Annotated in this window: 20 protein-coding genes; 7 read left to right on the top strand and 13 right to left on the bottom strand. The window is 44.2% G+C overall.

The window, feature by feature from the left end:
• Positions 1–59 precede the first annotated feature (59 nt).
• Positions 60–809, bottom strand: coding sequence for a YebC/PmpR family DNA-binding transcriptional regulator (locus AS194_RS03340; protein ID WP_058024057.1), 750 nt, complete (start codon positions 807–809; stop codon positions 60–62).
• A 318-nt stretch (positions 810–1,127) separates the two neighbouring features.
• On the opposite strand from AS194_RS03340, the gene AS194_RS03335 reads away from it, so the two are divergent.
• On the top strand, positions 1,128–1,958 hold the full coding sequence (locus tag AS194_RS03335) for an ion transporter (RefSeq protein ID WP_058024056.1): 831 nt from the start codon (positions 1,128–1,130) through the stop codon (positions 1,956–1,958).
• Positions 1,959–2,004: 46 nt separating this feature from the next.
• Here the strand turns inward: AS194_RS03335 and AS194_RS03330 are convergent, their stop codons facing one another.
• Both AS194_RS03330 and aroQ read right to left on the bottom strand, forming a co-directional pair.
• Positions 2,005–3,306, bottom strand: a complete 1,302-nt coding sequence (locus AS194_RS03330) for an ABC1 kinase family protein (RefSeq protein WP_058024055.1) — start codon at positions 3,304–3,306, stop codon at positions 2,005–2,007.
• A gap of 156 nt (positions 3,307–3,462) precedes the next feature.
• Complete coding sequence (gene aroQ / locus AS194_RS03325) at positions 3,463–3,999, bottom strand: type II 3-dehydroquinate dehydratase (RefSeq protein ID WP_058024054.1); 537 nt, start codon at positions 3,997–3,999, stop codon at positions 3,463–3,465.
• Positions 4,000–4,416: 417 nt separating this feature from the next.
• Between aroQ and AS194_RS03320 the strand changes: the two genes are divergently transcribed.
• Both AS194_RS03320 and AS194_RS03315 read left to right on the top strand, forming a co-directional pair.
• Entirely contained in the window at positions 4,417–4,632 is a 216-nt protein-coding gene (locus AS194_RS03320) for a cold-shock protein (RefSeq protein ID WP_058024053.1), read from the top strand.
• Positions 4,633–4,910: 278 nt separating this feature from the next.
• Entirely contained in the window at positions 4,911–6,065 is a 1,155-nt protein-coding gene (locus AS194_RS03315; protein ID WP_058024052.1) for a DEAD/DEAH box helicase, read from the top strand.
• A 113-nt stretch (positions 6,066–6,178) separates the two neighbouring features.
• On the opposite strand, the gene AS194_RS03310 is transcribed toward AS194_RS03315, so the two are convergent.
• The 7 genes from AS194_RS03310 to ilvA form a co-directional block, all read right to left on the bottom strand.
• Complete coding sequence (locus tag AS194_RS03310; protein WP_058024051.1) at positions 6,179–7,057, bottom strand: sulfite exporter TauE/SafE family protein; 879 nt, start codon at positions 7,055–7,057, stop codon at positions 6,179–6,181.
• A 91-nt stretch (positions 7,058–7,148) separates the two neighbouring features.
• Positions 7,149–7,424: a cbb3-type cytochrome oxidase assembly protein CcoS gene (ccoS, locus tag AS194_RS13875; RefSeq protein ID WP_058024050.1), complete on the bottom strand. Its 276-nt coding sequence runs from the start codon at positions 7,422–7,424 to the stop codon at positions 7,149–7,151.
• A gap of 128 nt (positions 7,425–7,552) precedes the next feature.
• Positions 7,553–8,326 carry a YdcF family protein gene (locus tag AS194_RS03300; RefSeq protein ID WP_058024049.1) on the bottom strand — a complete coding sequence of 258 codons (774 nt, stop codon included), beginning with the start codon at positions 8,324–8,326 and terminating at the stop codon, positions 7,553–7,555.
• Complete coding sequence (murB, locus tag AS194_RS03295) at positions 8,316–9,425, bottom strand: UDP-N-acetylmuramate dehydrogenase (RefSeq protein WP_058024084.1); 1,110 nt, start codon at positions 9,423–9,425, stop codon at positions 8,316–8,318. The genes AS194_RS03300 and murB overlap by 11 nt, the downstream gene beginning before the upstream one ends.
• 237 nt (positions 9,426–9,662) lie before the next feature.
• Positions 9,663–10,160: a low molecular weight protein-tyrosine-phosphatase gene (locus AS194_RS03290; RefSeq protein ID WP_083499582.1), complete on the bottom strand. Its 498-nt coding sequence runs from the start codon at positions 10,158–10,160 to the stop codon at positions 9,663–9,665.
• Between the two features lie 206 nt (positions 10,161–10,366).
• On the bottom strand, positions 10,367–10,789 hold the full coding sequence (locus tag AS194_RS03285) for an RNA-binding S4 domain-containing protein (RefSeq protein ID WP_058024048.1): 423 nt from the start codon (positions 10,787–10,789) through the stop codon (positions 10,367–10,369).
• Positions 10,790–10,977: 188 nt separating this feature from the next.
• Positions 10,978–12,531: a threonine ammonia-lyase, biosynthetic gene (ilvA, locus tag AS194_RS03280; protein ID WP_058024047.1), complete on the bottom strand. Its 1,554-nt coding sequence runs from the start codon at positions 12,529–12,531 to the stop codon at positions 10,978–10,980.
• Positions 12,532–12,844: 313 nt separating this feature from the next.
• On the opposite strand from ilvA, the gene rpiA reads away from it, so the two are divergent.
• Entirely contained in the window at positions 12,845–13,504 is a 660-nt protein-coding gene (gene rpiA, locus AS194_RS03275; RefSeq protein WP_058024046.1) for a ribose-5-phosphate isomerase RpiA, read from the top strand.
• A 122-nt stretch (positions 13,505–13,626) separates the two neighbouring features.
• On the opposite strand, the gene argF is transcribed toward rpiA, so the two are convergent.
• The 3 genes from argF to dnaB form a co-directional block, all read right to left on the bottom strand.
• Positions 13,627–14,550 carry an ornithine carbamoyltransferase gene (gene argF, locus AS194_RS03270; RefSeq protein ID WP_057760398.1) on the bottom strand — a complete coding sequence of 308 codons (924 nt, stop codon included), beginning with the start codon at positions 14,548–14,550 and terminating at the stop codon, positions 13,627–13,629.
• Positions 14,551–14,766: 216 nt separating this feature from the next.
• A complete protein-coding gene (gene alr / locus AS194_RS03265; RefSeq protein ID WP_058024045.1) occupies positions 14,767–15,873 on the bottom strand; it encodes an alanine racemase in 1,107 nt (368 codons plus the stop codon).
• Positions 15,874–16,037: 164 nt separating this feature from the next.
• Positions 16,038–17,441, bottom strand: coding sequence for a replicative DNA helicase (gene dnaB, locus AS194_RS03260; RefSeq protein ID WP_058024044.1), 1,404 nt, complete (start codon positions 17,439–17,441; stop codon positions 16,038–16,040).
• A gap of 298 nt (positions 17,442–17,739) precedes the next feature.
• Here dnaB and pdxA point away from each other — a divergent pair, with 298 nt between their 5' ends.
• The 3 genes from pdxA to AS194_RS03245 all read left to right on the top strand — a co-directional run.
• Positions 17,740–18,840 carry a 4-hydroxythreonine-4-phosphate dehydrogenase PdxA gene (pdxA, locus tag AS194_RS03255; protein WP_058024043.1) on the top strand — a complete coding sequence of 367 codons (1,101 nt, stop codon included), beginning with the start codon at positions 17,740–17,742 and terminating at the stop codon, positions 18,838–18,840.
• Between the two features lie 228 nt (positions 18,841–19,068).
• Entirely contained in the window at positions 19,069–19,410 is a 342-nt protein-coding gene (locus tag AS194_RS03250) for a hypothetical protein (RefSeq protein WP_058024042.1), read from the top strand.
• A 313-nt stretch (positions 19,411–19,723) separates the two neighbouring features.
• On the top strand, positions 19,724–19,960 hold a 237-nt coding region (locus tag AS194_RS03245), incomplete at its 3' end, for a transposase (protein ID WP_200960310.1).

Genomic DNA, 19,960 nt, shown 5'->3' with positions numbered 1-19,960 from the left:
ACAATTGATTGGTGCTTTTTTCTGGGGGTGTTCTTGCCAGTATTTAGTTATTAAGCTGGCTATCCCTCAAGCTGCGCCATGACGTCAGCAGAGAAGTTGACGTTAGTATAAACTTCTTGCACATCATCCGCATCTTCTAACATATCGATCATCTTTAGGATTTTTTCAGCATCTTCTACATTGTCGATTTCAGCCGTGGTAGATGGTGACATGGTCACCTCAGCATTGTCAGAGACAAGACCAGCAGCGTTAAGCGCGTCTTGAACTTGACCGAAAGTTTCCCACTCAGTGATGACAAGCAAGCTTTCACCATCGTTTTCGATATCAACGGCGCCCGCATCTAGTGCCACCATCATGACTTCATCTTCTAGGCTTACATCATTAAAAGTGATCTCGCCGCGTTTGGTAAACAGATAAGCCACTGAGCCTGAAGTACCAAGATTGCCATCACATTTGGTAAAGGCGTGACGTACTTCACTGACCGTACGATTGAGGTTATCAGTCATGGTTTCGACCAGTACCGCTACACCGCCGACACCGTAGCCTTCGTAACTGACTTCTTCCATGTTTTCATTATCACCGCCGCCTGTACCACGGTCGACAGCACGGTTGATCGTGTCGCGAGTCATATTGACTGATAGCGCTTTTTCGATAACAGCACGTAAGCGCGGGTTTTTGTCAGGGTCGGGGTCGCCTTGTTTGGCAGCTGAGACGATTTCACGAATAATTTTGGTAAATATTTTACCTTTTACTGCATCCTGACGGGCTTTACGGTGTTTAATATTTGCCCATTTTGAATGGCCTGCCATATAACATCCTTAAGGTTTACGTATTATTTTTTATGTGCAAAAAGGCGATGAATTACAGCCTTCGATGTCTGATCACCTTGTTTTATACTATCATTATTTTGTCTATATCAGGTAATAGCGCTACTTGCACGTTAACGATTTGTATGTTGTTGAGAGTGCTTTTTTGCTACACTGTGGCAAATTATAGATTGTATTCACTATGATAAGTGAGCAATATTATAAACCAGTTTTAACTGTTTTGACCAACTTGCCCTTATCCATCACATTTTAAGTCATGGAACGCTATCAAGCCATTGATTTTATAAAGTTACTGATTCTATGAAGCAACCAACCGCTGAAGCCCTAATACACTTGCGTAACCGTACGCATATTATTATCGAAGGTACGGATACCCGTTTGGGTAAGCTCTTTGATATTGTATTATTGATTGCGATTTTGGCCAGTGTGGCTGTCGTCATGCTTGATAGTGTGTTGTACATGCGCTTGCAATATGGCACGTTGTTTTTTTATGCAGAGTGGTTTTTTACCATTCTATTTACCATTGAGTATGCACTAAGGTTGTTTTCAGCACCCAATCGCTTGCGCTATGCGTTTAGCTTCTTTGGGATAGTGGATTTGTTGTCTGTTTTGCCAAGCTATCTGAGCTTACTATTTGTAGGGGTGCAGTATCTACTAGTCATACGAGTGCTGCGTATCTTACGTGTATTCCGTGTCCTAAAACTTAAAGCCTATATGCAACAGGCAGGTTTTTTGGCTTCTGCACTCAAAACCAGTCAGCAGAAAATTACAGTCTTTTTCTTGTCCCTTGTGCTATTGGTAACCATCTTTGGTTCAATTATTTATGTAGTAGAGGGGCCTGAGAACGGGTTTACCAGTATTCCATTGTCTATCTATTGGGCGGTCGTCACGATGACCACGGTTGGCTACGGTGACATGTCACCCAAGACGCCGTTAGGCCAAGCAATTGCAACCATGGTTATGATCACAGGTTATTCGATTATTGCTGTACCAACAGGGATATTCACCTCTGAGCTGGCTCGTAATATGCGTCCGCAGCTCAACCCTGTCACTTGTCCAAACTGCGGTAAATTTGGTCATGCAGTAGGCGCAGACTTTTGTGATCGCTGCGGGCACGCGCTCCACATTTAGTGATAGGTAGTGATAGGTTTTATATCACTACCGATTGCTCTCTTATCTATACCTCAATGTACTCATCAACGAGCGGCGAGAGGTCAGTCTCAACGCCAAGATTGACCAAGTTCCAATATTGTCCGGATATAGTGCGATCTAGCATCATCGTTGTGGCTGAGGGCTGAAACTGACCGAAGTATTTTAATGAAGTGCGCATTTGGGCAATCGCCTCATGGTGTATTTGACTGCTACCAAAATCAAATGGCCCTTCTTGGTATGGGCGGATAGATAGTGGTTTTAGACCAATAGATAGCCATTTTTCATAAAACTCGCCAGGGATGTTTTTATCATCATCACGGCGAATATCTAAGGCGACAAGGTCTTGCTCAAGCGCGGTCACATCGCCTTTGATAGCATGCTTGGCAAAACGACGGAATAGTTGGACCTCGCTATCACTGTAACTACGGATACCGCCGAAGTCATACGCCACAACACTACCATCCTGCCGAAAAGCAAAGTTGCCTGGATGCGGATCACAATGCATACGGTACAGACTAAATAGTTGTCCTGCGGTAAAATGAAATAGGCGCTTTGCTATTTTTTGCTTAATGGCATTGTCCCATGTTGCAGCGACGGTCAATGTCTCTCCCATCTCCTCAGTCAGTGTCAAAATCCGTCTAGAAGAGTGGCTGCTAATGACTTTTGGGATAATGAGACCTTCATCATCAGCATGAAAGGCACCAAATACACGCAGATTGTGCGCCTCTTTGGTATAGTCCAACTCGTCGTGTAGACTCTGTCGAATCTCATTAAATAACTGCTCTTGCAACTGCTTACTCATATTGAGCACACCTGCAATTTTTAGCGCCATGCGCACCTGTTTGAGGTCGCTATCACAGTTTTCATCGACATCAGGATACTGGACTTTGACCACGACTCTTTGTCCAGAAGGTAGCACAGCTTTATGGACTTGCCCGATAGATGCTGCGGCAAATGGCGTCTCGTCAAACTCACTGAACAGCTCTGCCATCGGTGCTTTAAGCTCACGCTCAACTTGTGCACGTATTTGCGCATAAGGCATGGGCGGTGCATCTTTTTGGAGTTTTTCTAGGGCAGTTGCGACCTCAGGCGGGAACACGTCTTTGTACTGTGAGGCAATTTGTCCGACTTTCATCACCGCACCTTTCATCTCACCCAACGTCTCGGCAATCTGGATACCCACGTCTTGCATCAAGTCTGAGCGAGCTTGTAAGCGCTTTTCTTCGTCACTCGAGAGATGCTTAAACGAGTTTTTAGCGGCTTTGCCGGCGATGCTTGCTGTCATGCCAGCGAGTTTCATAAAGCGCTTTCCGGACGTTTTTGCCATTCATATCACCATATAGTGGATTGTTTGCTCAGTCATAATTCTATTATTTTCATCAAACAATTACTGTTTAACTAATGTGTGAAAAACAAAATGTGTGAAAAATAAGAAGTTTTACTTTATTAACAAAGCTAGTAATCTATAAAATTAGAAAACACCTTAAGTGCTTGTATTGACTGAATAAATATTGCTTAGCCAGTAGTCTAGTGCCATCTCATAACCCATATGACCCAAACCACAGATGACACCGACTGCGACATCGCTCAAATAGGAATGATGCCTGAAAGGCTCACGCGCATGGACGTTGGATAAATGTACTTCTATAAAGGGTTTTTGCGTGGCCAATAGGGCATCACGTAGGGCAACTGAGGTATGGGTAAAGGCAGCAGGATTGATAATAATGGCATCAGCTTGGGCAGATTTGTCTGCTAATAAGCCATAGTATTGGATCTTATCTACTAGATCGCCTTCATGATTTGACTGTATACAAGTTAATTCAATGCTGTGCTGAGCGGCTCGTTCGACCAAGCGTTTTTCGATATCTACTAGCGTCATATGGCCATAAATTTCAGGCTCACGCTTACCCAATAAGTTCAGGTTGACGCCATTCACCAATAGCAGTTTGTGATTGAGGGTCTGATCGATGTGTTGGTCAGCAGGATTTTCTGCTGCTGTATATGGAGAAGAGGACGTCATAGTAATCTCTATCGCTGTTTAAATATGTGGATGATTTATTATAATGAATAAGGTATGCATGACAAATAGGTTGCACAAGCTGATGCAGCGTATCCCTTTATAATAGCAGCTTGTAGGCTGAGTTATAAAAAAATTACAGGAAAAACTCACCCATGCATTAAAAAGCGTGTTAAAAGTCTTTATGTTGCTAAAAACCCGTGCTATGATATTTTTTATGCAATAAATATTGCAAGTTTGTTACTGTCATTGATATGAGAGATAGTTTGCAAGATTAGCTTTCTTTTATATAAGCGTTTTAAAGATGACTGTGGCTAGATTAGTACTCTTAAGTTTTTGATTTCATCATCTTAGATCCCGTTTATATGCAATGTTGCAAAGGAATTTGGGGCTAAGCGAACTTTTTTAGGAAGTAATATTATGTCAGCTCGTGAGCAAGGTATCGTTAAGTGGTTTAATGACTCAAAAGGCTTTGGTTTCATTCAACGTGACAGCGGAGAAGATATTTTTGTCCATTTCCGCGCGATTCAGGGTGATGGCTATCGTTCTTTAAAAGATGGCGAAAAAGTTGAGTTCAGCGTAGTAGAAGGTGAAAAAGGTCTACAAGCTGAAGAAGTCAGAAAGTTAGAAGAGTAATCTATCCAGACATTAAAGCAGTTTAGTTATAATGTCTGTACGAACTACTGATATACTACTGAGTCAAGCCCGTATTGTCTTACCCATGTTGAGTTAACAACAGCATATTTGGTAGGTCAGGTATTGGGCTTGGCTTTTTTTGTACCCGTATGTCTAGCGGCCATCTATAGATATAATGTTGCGACTGCTATTGGTCACGCTTATGTCAGTATAAAATTTTATTGTGAGCTGATTTGTGATTGATAAAATACAAGCAACTAATTTAAAAGGATATTTTTTTGAGTAATTTTACAACGTTTACTGATTTGCCACTTTCAACCGCGACCCTGCGGGCAGTGAGTGATTTGGGTTTCACTGATTTAACGCCTATTCAGGCAAAAATACTACCGCATACATTAGCAAATCAAGATGCCATCGGACAGGCGCAAACGGGAACGGGTAAGACAGCAACGTTTTTGCTGACTATTATGGAGGCGTTACTCAAACGTCCTTTTGCTCATGATGAAGAGCGCTATCTTGGTGAGCCACGTGCAGTCGTTATGGCACCGACGCGTGAGCTCGCTCAGCAGATATTTGACGACTGCATAGCATTGACCAAATATACATCGCTGCATAGTGTCTGTATCATGGGTGGGACCAATTACGAAACCCAGCAGCATGAGCTTGAGCGCCAATACGTTGATATTTTGGTGGCGACGCCTGGCCGTCTGATTGATCTTGCCAATAAAGGCATGGTGTATTTAGATCGAGTAGAGGTGTTGGTATTGGACGAAGCAGACCGTATGCTGGACATGGGTTTTATCCCTGATATCAAGCGCCTTGTGGGGCGTATGCCCGCCAATACAGACCGTCAAAGCTTACTGTTTTCTGCTACTTTTAACCAAGATGTGATGAATTTGGCGTATCGCTGGTTGCATGAGCCGCAGTTTGTGGAAATCGAGCCAGAACACAAAACCAGCGAATTGGTTGATCAGCACTTTTACTTACTGACAGAGGATCAAAAACTCGAAGCCCTGCAGCGTATTATTAGTGATGAGGCCGTTGAAAAGGTCATTGTATTCGCCAATCGCAAAGATCAAGTCAAGCGTCTCTATCATAAACTGCGTCAAGCACATAAGATTGTCATGCTCTCAGGTGATGTGATTCAGCAAAAACGTGAGAAATACTTGCAGCGCTTTAAAGATGGTCACGCATCTATCTTGGTGGCGACCGATGTCGCCGGGCGCGGCATCCATGTCGATGATATCAGTCATGTGGTCAACTATACCTTGCCAGATCAACCAGATGATTATGTCCACCGTATTGGTCGTACGGGCCGCGCTGGGCAAACAGGCATTAGCATTAGCTTTGTCAGTGAAGATGACGCATTTAATATACCAGCATTAGAGAAGCATTTAGAAACCAAGTTTACGCTTGAGCAGTGGCAGGAATAATTGCTATAAATAGGTATCACTTAACCAATAAACCCCTTAATATTATTTTTGATATTAAGGGGTTTTTGTACGCTTGGTAAAGTCCGCGCAGTACTCGAGTTATGTGTTAGAAATTATTGACCATGATGCATGGAGGGGGCGTCATCACCCATATCATGCATGCTATGATCCATATGATTATCCATGTCTTGCATACCATGATCCATAGCTGGCGTCATATCGTGATTCATCTGATCTATATCATGAGCATCTGTCTCAGACATCATAGCAGAGTGGCTACTATGATCCATCTGTGCGTGTCCACCACCATGCCCACCATGCATATTTGCCATGACCATAGGAACGACAGCAACTGCCAAACCTGAGAGTACCATCACCGCGCCATTTAACTGCCTTAAGCGAAAACGACCAATCTTGTCACGTAACCAGCCGACTGTCTTGTGCGTTGCAACTAACATCGGTATGGTTCCTAAGCCGAATACAAACATCAATGCGGCACCGCTTAATGGGTTGTGAGCGACGACAGCAATCAGTAAGGCGCCATAGACCAAGCCGCAAGGCAAAAAGCCCCACAACAATCCAGCAGTCAGTGCGCGCGGAAAAGTATTGAGTGGAAACACTTTTTGACGCAGCGGGCTAAGATACTGCCAAAAGCGCATGCCAAAACGCTCGAGCTTTGTCAAAAACGGCGCGCCAAGCATGGTAGCACCGACAAATACCAATACCAGTCCTAACAAGATGCGCGGCATGCTGTTGCCCTGCATCAATGGCGCTAGTACCGTGACACCAATAAGTCCTGCGACCAAACCTAATAATGCATAACTGGTTAGACGGCCAAGATGATAGGTGGCCACCAGCGCGCGGCGTTTAGTAGGGCTGACATCTTTCATAGACAGGCCAAATGCCGTCACAAGACCGCCACACATACCCAAACAATGCGGCGAGCCAAAAAAACCCATCAGTAATGCCGCAGCAAGTAAAGCCATGGTCATGGATGCATCTCCTAAAAGTCATAAAGGCCGTATACGATTATTATCTAACGAAAGCTCATCATTACACGATGAAAAGAGAGAAGAATAAAGGTTAGATTTTTGTGTTTTTCTCTACATCAGTACGAACGAGCGCATCTTTATCAACGTTATCATCTGACGGCTCGGTATCAGCAGAAGGCTGAGACTGCACCGCGCGCTCATGAGCCTGCATGGTTTGCCTGCGCTCTTGACGATCATCCAATATGATACGCTGTGATGCATTGTCCAAATCTTCGAACTGGTTTGATTTTACCGCATAACGCACCGCCCAGATGGCAACCACAAATAGCATGAGACTTAATGGGATTAATAAAAATATACTGAGCATGGTAACTCTCTTCAATAGCAGTGTCTTTTATTATTATACACCCATCGCAAATGCAGTGGATGATCTGTAGCGATTAGAATGAGGCGTAGCATCATATGACGATATTAGCTGCGCGTTTAGTATAAAACCTATTCATCAGATGCTTTTTTGGCACTGCCTCGCGGTGTTAGGAGCTGCTGTGAAGTCACATCATCGGCGTGACGACAGTTCATTTGCGGACGTATCACATCCCGTAGATAGGCGGCGATTTCATAAACAGCCCGCCGTGAATGGCTTAGGTTTTGCGCAGGCTTCATCCAGTCGCGTCTAACTGGCAATGGTGCGCTAAGTGGTGTGCTATTAATACCATTCAAAGCAAACTGTCTGCGCGCACGTGCCATATGATAACTATCAGTAATAAGGTAAACGTGATAAAGCGGAATACGCTTGGCTGTAAAACGGGCGTTTTCGCACGTATTCATACTGGCATTTTCGCTTATCAGCCCATCGATACCATGCTCAATGAGCCACTGACCGAGCCAAGGGGCTTCAGCGCCGCTTAGTACAATAGGTAAGGGAAGATCGTGATAGGCCCCAGCCGCGGTACGGGCACGATTCAGGCTATAGCGATTGAGGATGATTTGATTGTTATTATCATTAGTTAGACCACCGCCTAATACCACGTAAGCAGTCGGCGGAGAGCTCATAGCAGCAGAAGGCATTTTTGGTAAAGGAAGAAGCGCAAATATATAGACAACGGCTTGTGAGAATAGCGGTGTGAACAAACTGATTAGGACTAAAATAACAGACGTCGAGCCTAATACAAAGGTAATATTGATGATACGGAATAGCTTCACCATTCGTTCGGCTGAACGCAAATAGTTTCGCCATAAGCGTTTAGACCATGATTGTTTAGACCACATGCTCAGCATATCCAATTGAGCCATCAGCATTCACCCAAACTGGCTCACGTGATAGCTGAATTGCAAATTTCTCATAGACGATGTTGGCGATATAGCGCTGTGCTGTTTCCACATCTTCTTGAGTTGCTTGATAAGGAGTATGGTTGGTCAGTACCAGCGCCTGATGTTTATGAGTCATGATAGGTGCGATGCCGCCCCCTTTTAATCCTGCTTGCTCGATGAGCCAACCTGCGGCAACTTTTACCATCGCGTCAGGCATCGGATAACCAACGATAGCTGGATAGCTTGTTTGCAACGCCGTAAATTGATCTTGACCAATAATAGGATTTTGAAAAAAGCTGCCACAATTAGGTAGCTGCTTAGGGTCTGGTAGCTTTTGTTGTCTAATATCTATAATGGCTTGCATAACGTCATGAGGATTGGCTTGCTCGCGCTCTTGTTGTTCCGCATAGCGCTGCGCCACAGTCTGTACATCTCCATAGCTGGCTAAAATATGGGTGGGATCTGTATGCAGTCTAAAAGCCACGCGGCTGATCAGCCATGTATTTGGCGTGCGTTTAAAGATACTATCACGATAGTCAAATTGACAGTCGGCTACTGATAAATGGTGCCAAGTTTGTGTCGGTAAATGATAGGCGCGTACATATTGTAAGCAGTCTTCTAATTGCACACCGTACGCACCGATATTTTGTACTGGCGCTGCACCAGTTAGGCCAGGTATGAGCGCAAGGTTTTCTAACCCATACCAGCCTTGATTGACTGTATGTACGACTAGATCATGCCAGTTTTCGCCCGCCATTACTTCGATATCAACATAATCGTCGGTTTGTGCAGTCAAGTGAATACCGCGCATTTTGGGTTGCAATACCACCGCATTTAACGCTGCTGGTAATAAAACATTGCTACCGCCAGATAAGACAAATAATGACAGCTGATGCTCTACATCCTCTGCATAGGTTGCCATAAAGTCATCAAGCTGTGCCTCATTGGTCAACGTCACTACAGAGTCAGCGACACAGGACAGTGCCATCGTATTGCTATGTGCCAAATCGACTGAATTACTGACTAACAGAGTCGCTGATGAGTCATTTATAGTCATGGTCTGAGCGTCGAGATCAAGGCGTGCAGCTTGGGTCATAACATAGCCTATGGGGCAAAAGGATAATAAATAATAAGGTAGCTATAGTTGATTCAATTTAAAAGAGATACAAGGCAGTTGAGTGCAGACGTAATTGTGATACTTCAAGCGCGGTTAACGCTTCAGCTCTTTTATAGAGGATTAACTATATTATAGAGGATACCGGATGCAAGAGTAGCAGAAATATAGACGGTATGGCTAGCAGGCTTTCCAGCTTTCTATCCAAGCTTGGGCGCTTGATTCGATACGCTCGATCACCTCTTCGAAATCATCGTTATCGCCTTTATATGGATCTGGCACATCACTGCCGCAATAGGTAGGGTCTTCTTCACTAAATAGGGCCAGCTTTGCCAAGTCATCTTCTGTATCTATGATGCCATCTTTAATAGCTTGCAGGTCGGCTAAATTCTGTGAATCCATGGCTAAGATCAAATCAAAATCACGAAAGTCATTAGCGGTTACCTGGCGTGCAACCAATTTATTAATTGTGTAGCCATGTGATTTCGCATGGCGCTGCGAACGTGGGTCAGGTTTGTCGCCGACATGTGAATCACTGGTACCTGCTGAGTCTATCTTTATTGAGAGTCCAGCAATCGCCGCTTGCTGACGGAAAACTTCCTCAGCAGTTGGTGAACGGCAGATATTTCCTAAACAAACCAATAATACAGACGAGGGAGTACAGGCTTTCATCAGCATAATATGACCTTCTATAACAAAAAAACATGCTATAAGAAACCAGCATTGTTAATGCGGCTTTTATTAGCATGCAATCGATTGAACCAACGACTAGCGTAACGCTTAATCGCTTGAATGGCAAGGACAGAGACTAGACAACAGCGTCACTTAATACTGGGTTTATGACAATGCTATATGTAACTGGGTGATGCGAGGGTAATGCTGTATCAATCTTGATTGCTTTTGAAGCGCTGTAAGTCACGGCGCTCTTTTTTATTTGGCTTATTATCAGGACGAGCAAGGTTGGCCAGTTTGCGCTGTTCGGCATAATAAGCACGCCGCGTTTCGCTCTCTTTGGTCTCTGAATATAGCACTTCAGCGGCGGTCGCATTGCCCCGCTGTGCAGATAGCGCCTCAACAATGACAGTCTTTTCAGTCATGGCGGTCGCTGAGCCTTGACGAATGGTTAGCTCATCGCCGACTGAGATTTCTTTACTGGTCTTGACGCGGCTGCCACCATAATGGACACGTCCGCTTTCAATGGCTTGCTTGGCAAGCGTACGTGTGCGGTAGAACCTGGCTGCCCACAACCATTTATCGAGACGAATTTTGGCCAGACTTTGAGGGTTATTATTTGTATTTTTACTCATAAGGATCCTTTTACATTCGTTTTTATATTAAATTATAGTTTTATATAAATAATATTAGGGCAACTTTACTATTTGCAAATTGATTTTTGTGATTGTAGTACTTAGTATAGGGTTATATGATGCAAAAAGCGGCTAATCGTAAGAGAAGCCGCTTTTGTTATTCATTTTAGGAACATACTCTTAGGAAGTTATCTTAAAAACAACTGATAGCCAATATTGTCATTGACCGTCGTACAGTCGTAACCGATATCCAAAAGGGCGTCTTGTAGCTGACGAGAGTTGCTGTCAGAAGCTTGCAGACCAACCAATACGCGACCTTCAGCGGCACCATGGTTACGATAATGGAATAAAGTGATATTAAAATCATCGCCTAATTTTTCTAGGAAAGTAAGTAAGGCACCTGGGCGCTCTGGAAACACCACCTGTAGCAGCTGCTCATTTTCGACCTTGGCGTGACCACCAATCAAATGACGGATATGTGACTTGGCGATATCGTCATCGGTCAAATCATAAGCATTATAGCCATCATTTGCCAATTGAGTACTAATAGTTTGACGCTCTTTTTCACCTTCTTTTAATGCAATACCGACAAAGATTGAGGCAGGCTCCATAGAATCTGGCGATTTTTTGCTGTCAGCACGGTAGTTAAACTCAGTGATATTACGACCATATAGACTGCGACAGAAATTCAAGAAAGCGCCTGTTTGTTCAGGGATGGTAACCCCAAAGATGGCTTCTTTTTTCTCACCAATCTCAGTGCGCTCAGCGATATAGCGCAGACGGTCAAAGTTCATATTAGCGCCGCAAATGATACCGACGCAGTTTTTGCCTTGAATATTGTTCGCTGTGATATATTTTTTCATACCAGCAACTGCCAACGCACCTGCAGGCTCTACGATACTGCGGCTCTCCTCAAACACATCTTTGACTGCTGCGCAGACTTCATCGTTGCTACAGGTGACGACGTTAGGCTCCACGACAGGGCCTGAATTGTCACTTTTCTGAGTACGCACAACGTCAAAAGGCAGTTCACCAATTTGCGCGACTGCCACGCCATCGACGAACAGTCCGACTTGCTCAAGTTTGACACGTTCACCCGTTTCAAGTGCGGCTTTTAGGCAAGCTGATTGTTCCGCTTCTACCGCGATCACTTTGACATGCGGTGCCACTTCTCCCAAAAATGCGGCGACACCTGAGATGAGACCGCCACCCCCAACCGCGACAAAGACGTAATCCATGTTGCGCCATTGTTGTGTCAGCTCAAGCGCAATGGTTCCTTGTCCTGCGATAACTAGCTCATCGTCATAAGGTGGAATAAATGTAAGTCCTTCGCGTTCAGCACGATCTATTGCATAGCGGTTTGCTTGATCAAAACTATCACCGTGCAGATCCACATTACCACCGAGTGCTCTGACGGCATCTACTTTGATGTCGGGAGTCGTGGTTGGCATGACGATGATGTTATTCAATGACAGTTTGCGCGCCGAGTAAGCCACGCCTTGAGCATGGTTGCCTGCTGAGGCGCAGATAACGCCGCGCGCTTTTTGCTCATCGCTTAGCTGACTGATACGATTATAAGCACCGCGCAATTTAAAGGATTTGACCGGTTGTAAGTCCTCACGCTTAAATCGAATGTCATTGGCAAAACGTTGGGTCAGCTTGGGCGCCGTTTCAAGTGGTGTTTGAATCGCAACGTCATAGACGGTGGCTTGTAGTATGGCTCGTACCCAGTGTGACAGCATAGTAATCCCTAAACAGAATGAATATAAAAACGAAATAGATTAGCCTATGCTGATTTTGAATATCTTGCAAGACTCAATTGCATTTTTCTTGGGGTTTTATGCCCGAAAGCCACTAAAGTGAAGACATGCGGCAAAGATCAGTATCAGACCAGTACTCGATAATCCAGTACTCGATAAATATGCAGTGACCAGCCAATTAAGGATGTGATTGCGCTAACATCGATGAATATCATCGGTTATAATAGCCGCGCATTTTATCTGTTTTAGCCTTTTACTTTTTTAAGACCATACGTTTATTTTCCAAGGATTTATGATGAGTGATCAGCAAGCACAAAAGCAAGCCGCCGCCCGCGCTGCCCTAAGCTATATCGAAGATGATATGATACTTGGGGTAGGGACGGGTAGTACGGTCAACTGTTTGATTGAGTTGTTGCCACAATTGAAGCTTGCTGGTGCGGTTGCCAGCTCACAGGTGACTGAAGACAAACTGCGTGCGCTTGGTATCGAAATTGTTGATCTAAACTTTGCGGGTACGCTTGATGTTTATATTGATGGTGCTGATGAGGTCAATGAGCACTTGCAACTTATCAAAGGCGGCGGCGGTGCATTGACTCGCGAAAAGATCGTCGCGGCTGCTTCCAAAAAGTTTGTGTGTATGGTTGATGAGAGCAAAAGCGTTGAGATTTTAGGTCGCGCGTTTCCAGTACCAATTGAAGTCCTGCCGCAAGCACGCTCTTATGTCGCGCGTCAATTAGCAAAATTGGGCGGTGAGCCTGTCTATCGTGAAGACTTTGTCACTGATTACGGCAACGTCATTCTAGATACTTATGACTTGGATGTGAGCAATCCAATCGCGCTTGAAAAAGAGCTGAATAATATCGTGGGTGTGGTCTGTAATGGTATCTTTGCAGTAAACCAAGCGGATGTGCTATTAAAAGCCAGTGCAGATGGCGTAACAACGCTTACGCGCTAATACAGTCTCAAGAATACAGTCTCAAGCCATTTTTACAGATAAAAAAGCCGTCCAAATCTGAACGGCTTTTTTATTTATGAACGGACTAATAACTTATCTTACTGTTTTTTTTACACGGTAAGTTAGGCAGGTAGTTTGATTTTGTCTTTTAGCAAAAACTCCATCAAGGCTTTTTGCGCATGTAGACGATTTTCGGCTTCATCCCACACAACAGAGCGCGGATCGTTTAGCATATCATGAGAGATCTCCTCACCACGATGGGCGGGTAAGCAGTGCATAAACACCACTTCAGGATCGGCTTTGTCTAACAGAGACGGCGTCACTTGATACGGGGCAAAACGACGTGCACGCGTATTTTGCTCGGACTCTTGACCCATACTTGCCCATACATCGGTGACAATCAAATTAGAATCTTTTGCCGCATCTTGGACGTTTTCGACCAAGCTCACGCAATGTGAGAAACGTTCCATAAGCTTTGGATCAGGCTCGAACCCATAAGGCGCTGCGACGCGTAATTCAAAACCAAACTGGTTGGCCGCTTGCATAAAGGATGAGCACATATTGTTGCCATCACCGACCCACGTGACGATCTTATTTTCGATACTACCGCGGTGCTCGTAATAGGTCTGCATATCAGCGAGCAACTGGCATGGATGATAGTCATCGGTCAACGCATTGATAATAGGGACGCTTGAGTATTCAGCAAAGGTTTCAACTTTTTCGTGCCCAAAGGTACGAATCATAATGATATCAACCATGCTGGAGATCACGCGTGCCGAGTCTTCTAATGGCTCACCGCGACCGAGCTGCGTATCGTTGGGTGATAAAAAGATAGCATTACCACCAAATTGACCCATACCCGTCTCAAAGGAGATACGGGTACGCGTTGAAGATTTTTCAAATATCATGCCAAGTGTACGACCAACAAAAGGCTGATATATCTCGCCTGCGTGTTGCATTTTACGCAATTCGCTTGCACGTTTGATTAAGTTTTCTAGTTCTTGTTTGGTTAAATCAGATAAGGTTAAAAAATGGCGCAAACTCATAGTAATCCTAGCAGTCGATCGCAGTCAGTGAAACGTCATCAGTCTTCAATAGCATCGCGTCAGTGCGTATACTGGGTTGACAACAAACTTTTAGTATAGCGTATTTACTTTCAATGTAAACGTTCAATTTTACCAAGATTCAATGGCTTGCTAAATAGACCAAAATCGCATTAGCAAGCCACAATACTCGTATGCTAATGACTGTGCCGCTAATGATTATGCCTGTGTACGGTTTGGACGTATGCTGAGGCGACATAATAGCTCATAGCTAATCGTCCCAGCATGACCTGCCACTTCATCGACACGCGGCGCATCGCCCCAGAGCATGACTTTGCTATCTATAGCAAGACTCTCAGGTGCGCTACTGATATCAATGACAATCATATCCATAGCCACGCGCCCAATTACTGGGCAGCGGTAGCTTTGGCTGTCGTTAGCATCGATGACAGTGACATACGCATCATCAGTAACCACACGTGGATAGCCATCTCCATATCCAACGCTGACCAACGCCGTTCTGGTATCTTGCTGCGCACGCCAGCGGCTACCATAGCCGATCGCATCATTTGCGCTAACGGTTTGTAAAGCAATGATTTGAGCACTAAACTCCATCGCGGGCTGCAAGTCTAAATCCTGCGCGCTTTTATCGACGACAGGCGAGCTACCGTATAAGATGATGCCTGGGCGTACCCAATCATAATGGTACTCTGGGAAGTTGACGATACCAGCAGAGTTGCATAATGAGCCTTGGATATCTGGGCTAATGGTATCTTGCAAGGTCGCAAGTACGCTTGAGAAGCGCTCAATCTGCATCGCATTTAATGGGTGATCGTGGTCATCAGCATTGGCGAAATGCGTGGCTAGAATCAGCTGATAACCCGCTTCATGTAGGCGTTTTGCTGCTGATAGCACACCCTCAGCATTGAAACCCAAACGGTTCATACCCGTATTGTATTTGAGCCAAGCCATTCTAGTTGCACTGCCAGCTGGCGGGACATTTTGTAGTGCCCACTCTAGCTGTGGTCCGTGGTGAATCACGCAGCTAATCTCATGATCAATCGCTTGTTGCCACTCATCAGCGCTAAATGCCCCTTCTACTAGACCAATGGTTTTCTCCCAACCTAGCTGTCTGGCTTCTAGCGCTTCAGTCAAAGTAGCGACACCGATACCATCTGCTTGCTGCAGGGCTGGCAAGACTGCCGCCACGCCATGCCCGTAAGCATTGGATTTGACCATAGCCAATACCTTAGACTGGGGTGCACGCTTTTTTACTTGATTTAGGTTATGGGTAAGGGCTTTTGGTTTTATGGTGATAGTGCGCATAATCGCCTTCTTTATGAGTAGAATTATGAAGTGATAAAGCCAGTACAGCATCAATGGAGTTGATACTATACTGGCTATGTGGTTAAAGCTACTTACTAACTTGTGAGTAAGCCAGAATCGGTATGGGCTTACATTTCACTAAGACTTAAATGTTATAACGCTGATTACTCATCATTCTCAAAACTGACGCCTTGATAGTATTCTGGCGTTAGATTGATGAAGCGGGTAAATTGACCTTCAAAACCCAAGCGTACGGTACCAATAGGGCCGTTACGTTGTTTACCAATGATAATTTCCGCCACGCCTTTGTGGTCTGAGTTTTCATTATAAACCTCATCACGATAGATGAACATAATCAAATCGGCATCCTGCTCAATTGCACCAGATTCACGCAAATCCGACATGATAGGGCGCTTGTTTGGGCGGTTCTCTAGACTGCGGTTAAGCTGCGACAAGGCAATCACTGGGCATTCAAGCTCACGCGCGAGTGCCTTTAGACTGCGCGAAATCTCAGAAATCTCGCCAACGCGGTTACCATCTAGACTTGGCACTTTCATGAGCTGAAGATAATCGACCACGATAGCACCCAAACGACCATCATGGTTTTTGGCGATACGGCGGCAGCGAGAGCGCATCTCAGAGGGCGGTAGGGCGGTACTGTCATCGATATATAAATGCTTTGATTGCAGATGTTGAATGGCATTCATCATTTTTGCCCATTCATCTTCATTCATCTGCCCAGAGCGCAGATGTGTCTGGTTAATCGCGCCCCATGATGACAGCAAACGCATGACGATAGACTCTGCAGGCATCTCCATCGAAAACACCACAACGGGCAAATCTTCATTAAACAAAATCCCTTCTGCCAAGTTCATCGCAAAAGTGGTTTTACCCATAGAAGGACGCGCAGCAACGATAATCAGATCACCCGCTTGCAGACCTTGCGTTTTATTATTCAGCTCGACAAATGGTGTTTGTAAACCAATCATGCCGTCAGGGTTGGACTTTAACTCTTGAATCTGATCGATAACATTGGTTAAGACCGAAGTAATACCGACAGGGCCACGCTGTTCCGCGCGTTTGTTATGCTGCTCATTGATACTAAATATCTTACCTTCGACATTGTCCAAGATATCACTAACGCTTTGGTCTTTTGGATTGTAGGCCAGCGCTAGCATGTCATTACCCGTGGTAATGAGCTGACGCAGCGTTGAGAGCTCACGTACGCGCTGAGCGTAAGCGGTCAGGTTAAACAAGGTCGCCGGACTTTGGCTCAAAATATCGGCTAAGTAGCTGTCCCCACCTGCACCTTTGAGTAACTTTTGCGCCTCTAACCAGTCGTGTACCATGACCGTATCATAAGGCTCATTCACGGCTGCAAGGTGAGCAATGGCATCAAAAATATATTGATGTCGCCCAGCATAAAAGTCATCTTTGGTGACGATATCGGCAATCTTGTCGTACGCCTCTTCGATACTCATCAAAGACGCGAGCAATGCCTTTTCAATATCGATATTGTGCGGCGGTGTCTGATTGAGTAAGTCGTCGGTTTTGTCGTTTTCTGCCATGAGTGCCTAATGAGTCAAAATGGGTATAAAAAAGGATGTCGATGGTAGCGCAAAACAGATATGGTACATCTCTACGGTAGATGTACCAAAACGTGGTTTTAGGTTTGTCTGTAAATGCTACAATCAGAAGCGAAAGTTTAACACATAATGTGATTTTTTAGGCTGGGTAAGCAACTAAATCTACAGTGGTTGTTATGCATAAAATAAGAGACCGCATCCATTGTCTAAACGTAAAAACTGAAAATATTGACGATAAATATAATAAAATCAAAAATTTAAATAAAATAAGGCTATTGTTATGACAGAAAAAAAACGTCCATTATTAATCACGACAGGTGAGCCTGCGGGCATTGGAATGGATGTCGTATTGAATCTGGCGGCAGAGGGCAAGCTACAAGATTTTGACCGCCCCATCTGGGTGACCGCCGATGCTAAAGCCATGCAAGTTCGCGCAGATGAGCTGGTCGCGGCTGGCGTGCTCAAAAGCATACCTAGTTGGCATACTATCAATACAGATGTAAATGTCGATAACTTCGATGTTAACTTGGTAGAGCAGATATCAAAGCAAAAGATCAACGTTGATAGTGCTTTTATTTTGCTTAATGTCCCTTGTGCAGAACGAGTTACTGGCGGACAAATCAATATTGCCAACTCAGCGATGGTGGCTCAGCAATTAGACATTGCTCATCAGTTAGCAGTAAATGGAACAGTTGCCGCTATCGTCACAGGTCCCTTACAAAAATCAGCGCTGATAGATGCTGGTATCAAGCTGTTAGATGGCACTATATTTAGCGGTCACACTGAGTTTTTTATGCAGCAAAGTGGCTGTGAGAAAGTCGTCATGATGCTAGCCAATCAAGCGATGAAAGTCGCGCTTGTCACTACCCATTTGCCATTAAAAGACATACCTGCTGCGATTACTGCCGACAATGTACGCCAAACGGTACAAATCGTCATCGATGACATGAGAGAGAAGTTTGGTCTCATGCAGCCTCGTATCTTGGTTTGCGGCCTCAATCCACATGCAGGCGAGGGTGGACATTTGGGTATGGAAGAGATTGAAATCATCAACCCAGTCTTACGAGAATTCATCGATGCAGGCGTCAATATTTCAGAGTCGATGCCAGCGGATACGTTATTTACCACCAGGCATTTGGCTAATTGCGATGCGGTCATTGCCATGTATCATGACCAAGGATTGCCTGTACTCAAATCACATGGTTTTGGCGATACTGTTAATTTAACCTTAGGCTTGCCTTATATTCGAACCTCTGTCGATCATGGTACGGCGCTTGATTTGGCAGGGCGCGGCGGCGCAAGTGCGACGAGTTTATACCAAGCCATTGTAATGGCAAATGAGATGGCAGACAGATCCATTGTTAGTGGATCTATTGTATAAGTTGCTGTCTTATCTAGATTTGTTAGGCATTATGGGATAAGTCTAATATCAGCTATGTCTATTTATAAATTATCAAGCATGACCTGATATAAGTGGTTCCATTATACCGTTCTGTTTTAAGTGGTCTATAAATGGGGTTATAGGGATAAATAGCTGGTTCCCTTGGGGTATGCCCTATAAAAAATTGTATAGCTAACGTTATTTCAGGAAATTCGATAGGCAAATAAAATGAATAATATAGATAAATTAACTGAGCTAAATCACTATTTTTTAAAATTGAGAGAAATTTTACTTCAGGAGGATGAACACAACTATATAAGAGGAATTAATGTAATTATAAATAGAATACAGTACTCGTTAAAATATAACGAAGACGCTAAAGCAACCATTAAAAGCGTTGGAGACACCTACAGTCTTATGAACTCCGGTAATGGTAGCTTTTCGGATTTCTTCATTTGGAGAGAAGACTTTAACGAAAGAGTTGAAGCAAACAAAGTGTTAACAAAGTTGAGAAGTGATATAACTAGTTTGATAGTAAGTGTTGACAATAATTTATTGAATAGCCGTTAGTATCCAACAGTTCGGTGCCTGTATAGCGCACCGATCACGAATAGAATATGCATGGTAAGTACACCATGAAGTACACTGCTGTTAATTCAACAACTCGAACCATTGCTACCACTAGCCCACAGCCAAAGATTCGACTCCTCACTAGGGTACCACCCTTATTCCCATTATGGGTCTTATGTTAGATGGTTCGAGAACAAAAAGCTGCCGTGTTGATTGTGCTAGATTGTACATGGTTTATAGATAAAATATCTCAAAAGAGCCTTTCCCAAACTCTGTGTAACTGCTTATAATCCAATGTAAAGGAGAATAAGCAATGACAAAAGAAACAGAACTAAAGAAATTAGCCGAACAAATGGCTAAACACGTTGGAAGCTTCGAAGACATCAAAGCATTTCAAAAAGAGCTCATGCAGTCATTTATTGACACTGCCTTAGAAGCCGAGATGGAAGATCATCTAGGCTATCCTAAGCATGAAAAGGCGGATAAGCAAAACAAGCGCAACGGTCACACTAAAAAGACAGTACGCAGTGACACAGGCGATCTTGAGATA

It is taken from the genome of Psychrobacter piscatorii, assembly GCF_001444505.1.
Taxonomy (GTDB): domain Bacteria; phylum Pseudomonadota; class Gammaproteobacteria; order Pseudomonadales; family Moraxellaceae; genus Psychrobacter; species Psychrobacter piscatorii_B.
Note: the sequence above shows the minus strand (reverse complement) of the source record. Positions and strands in the feature narration are given on the sequence as shown.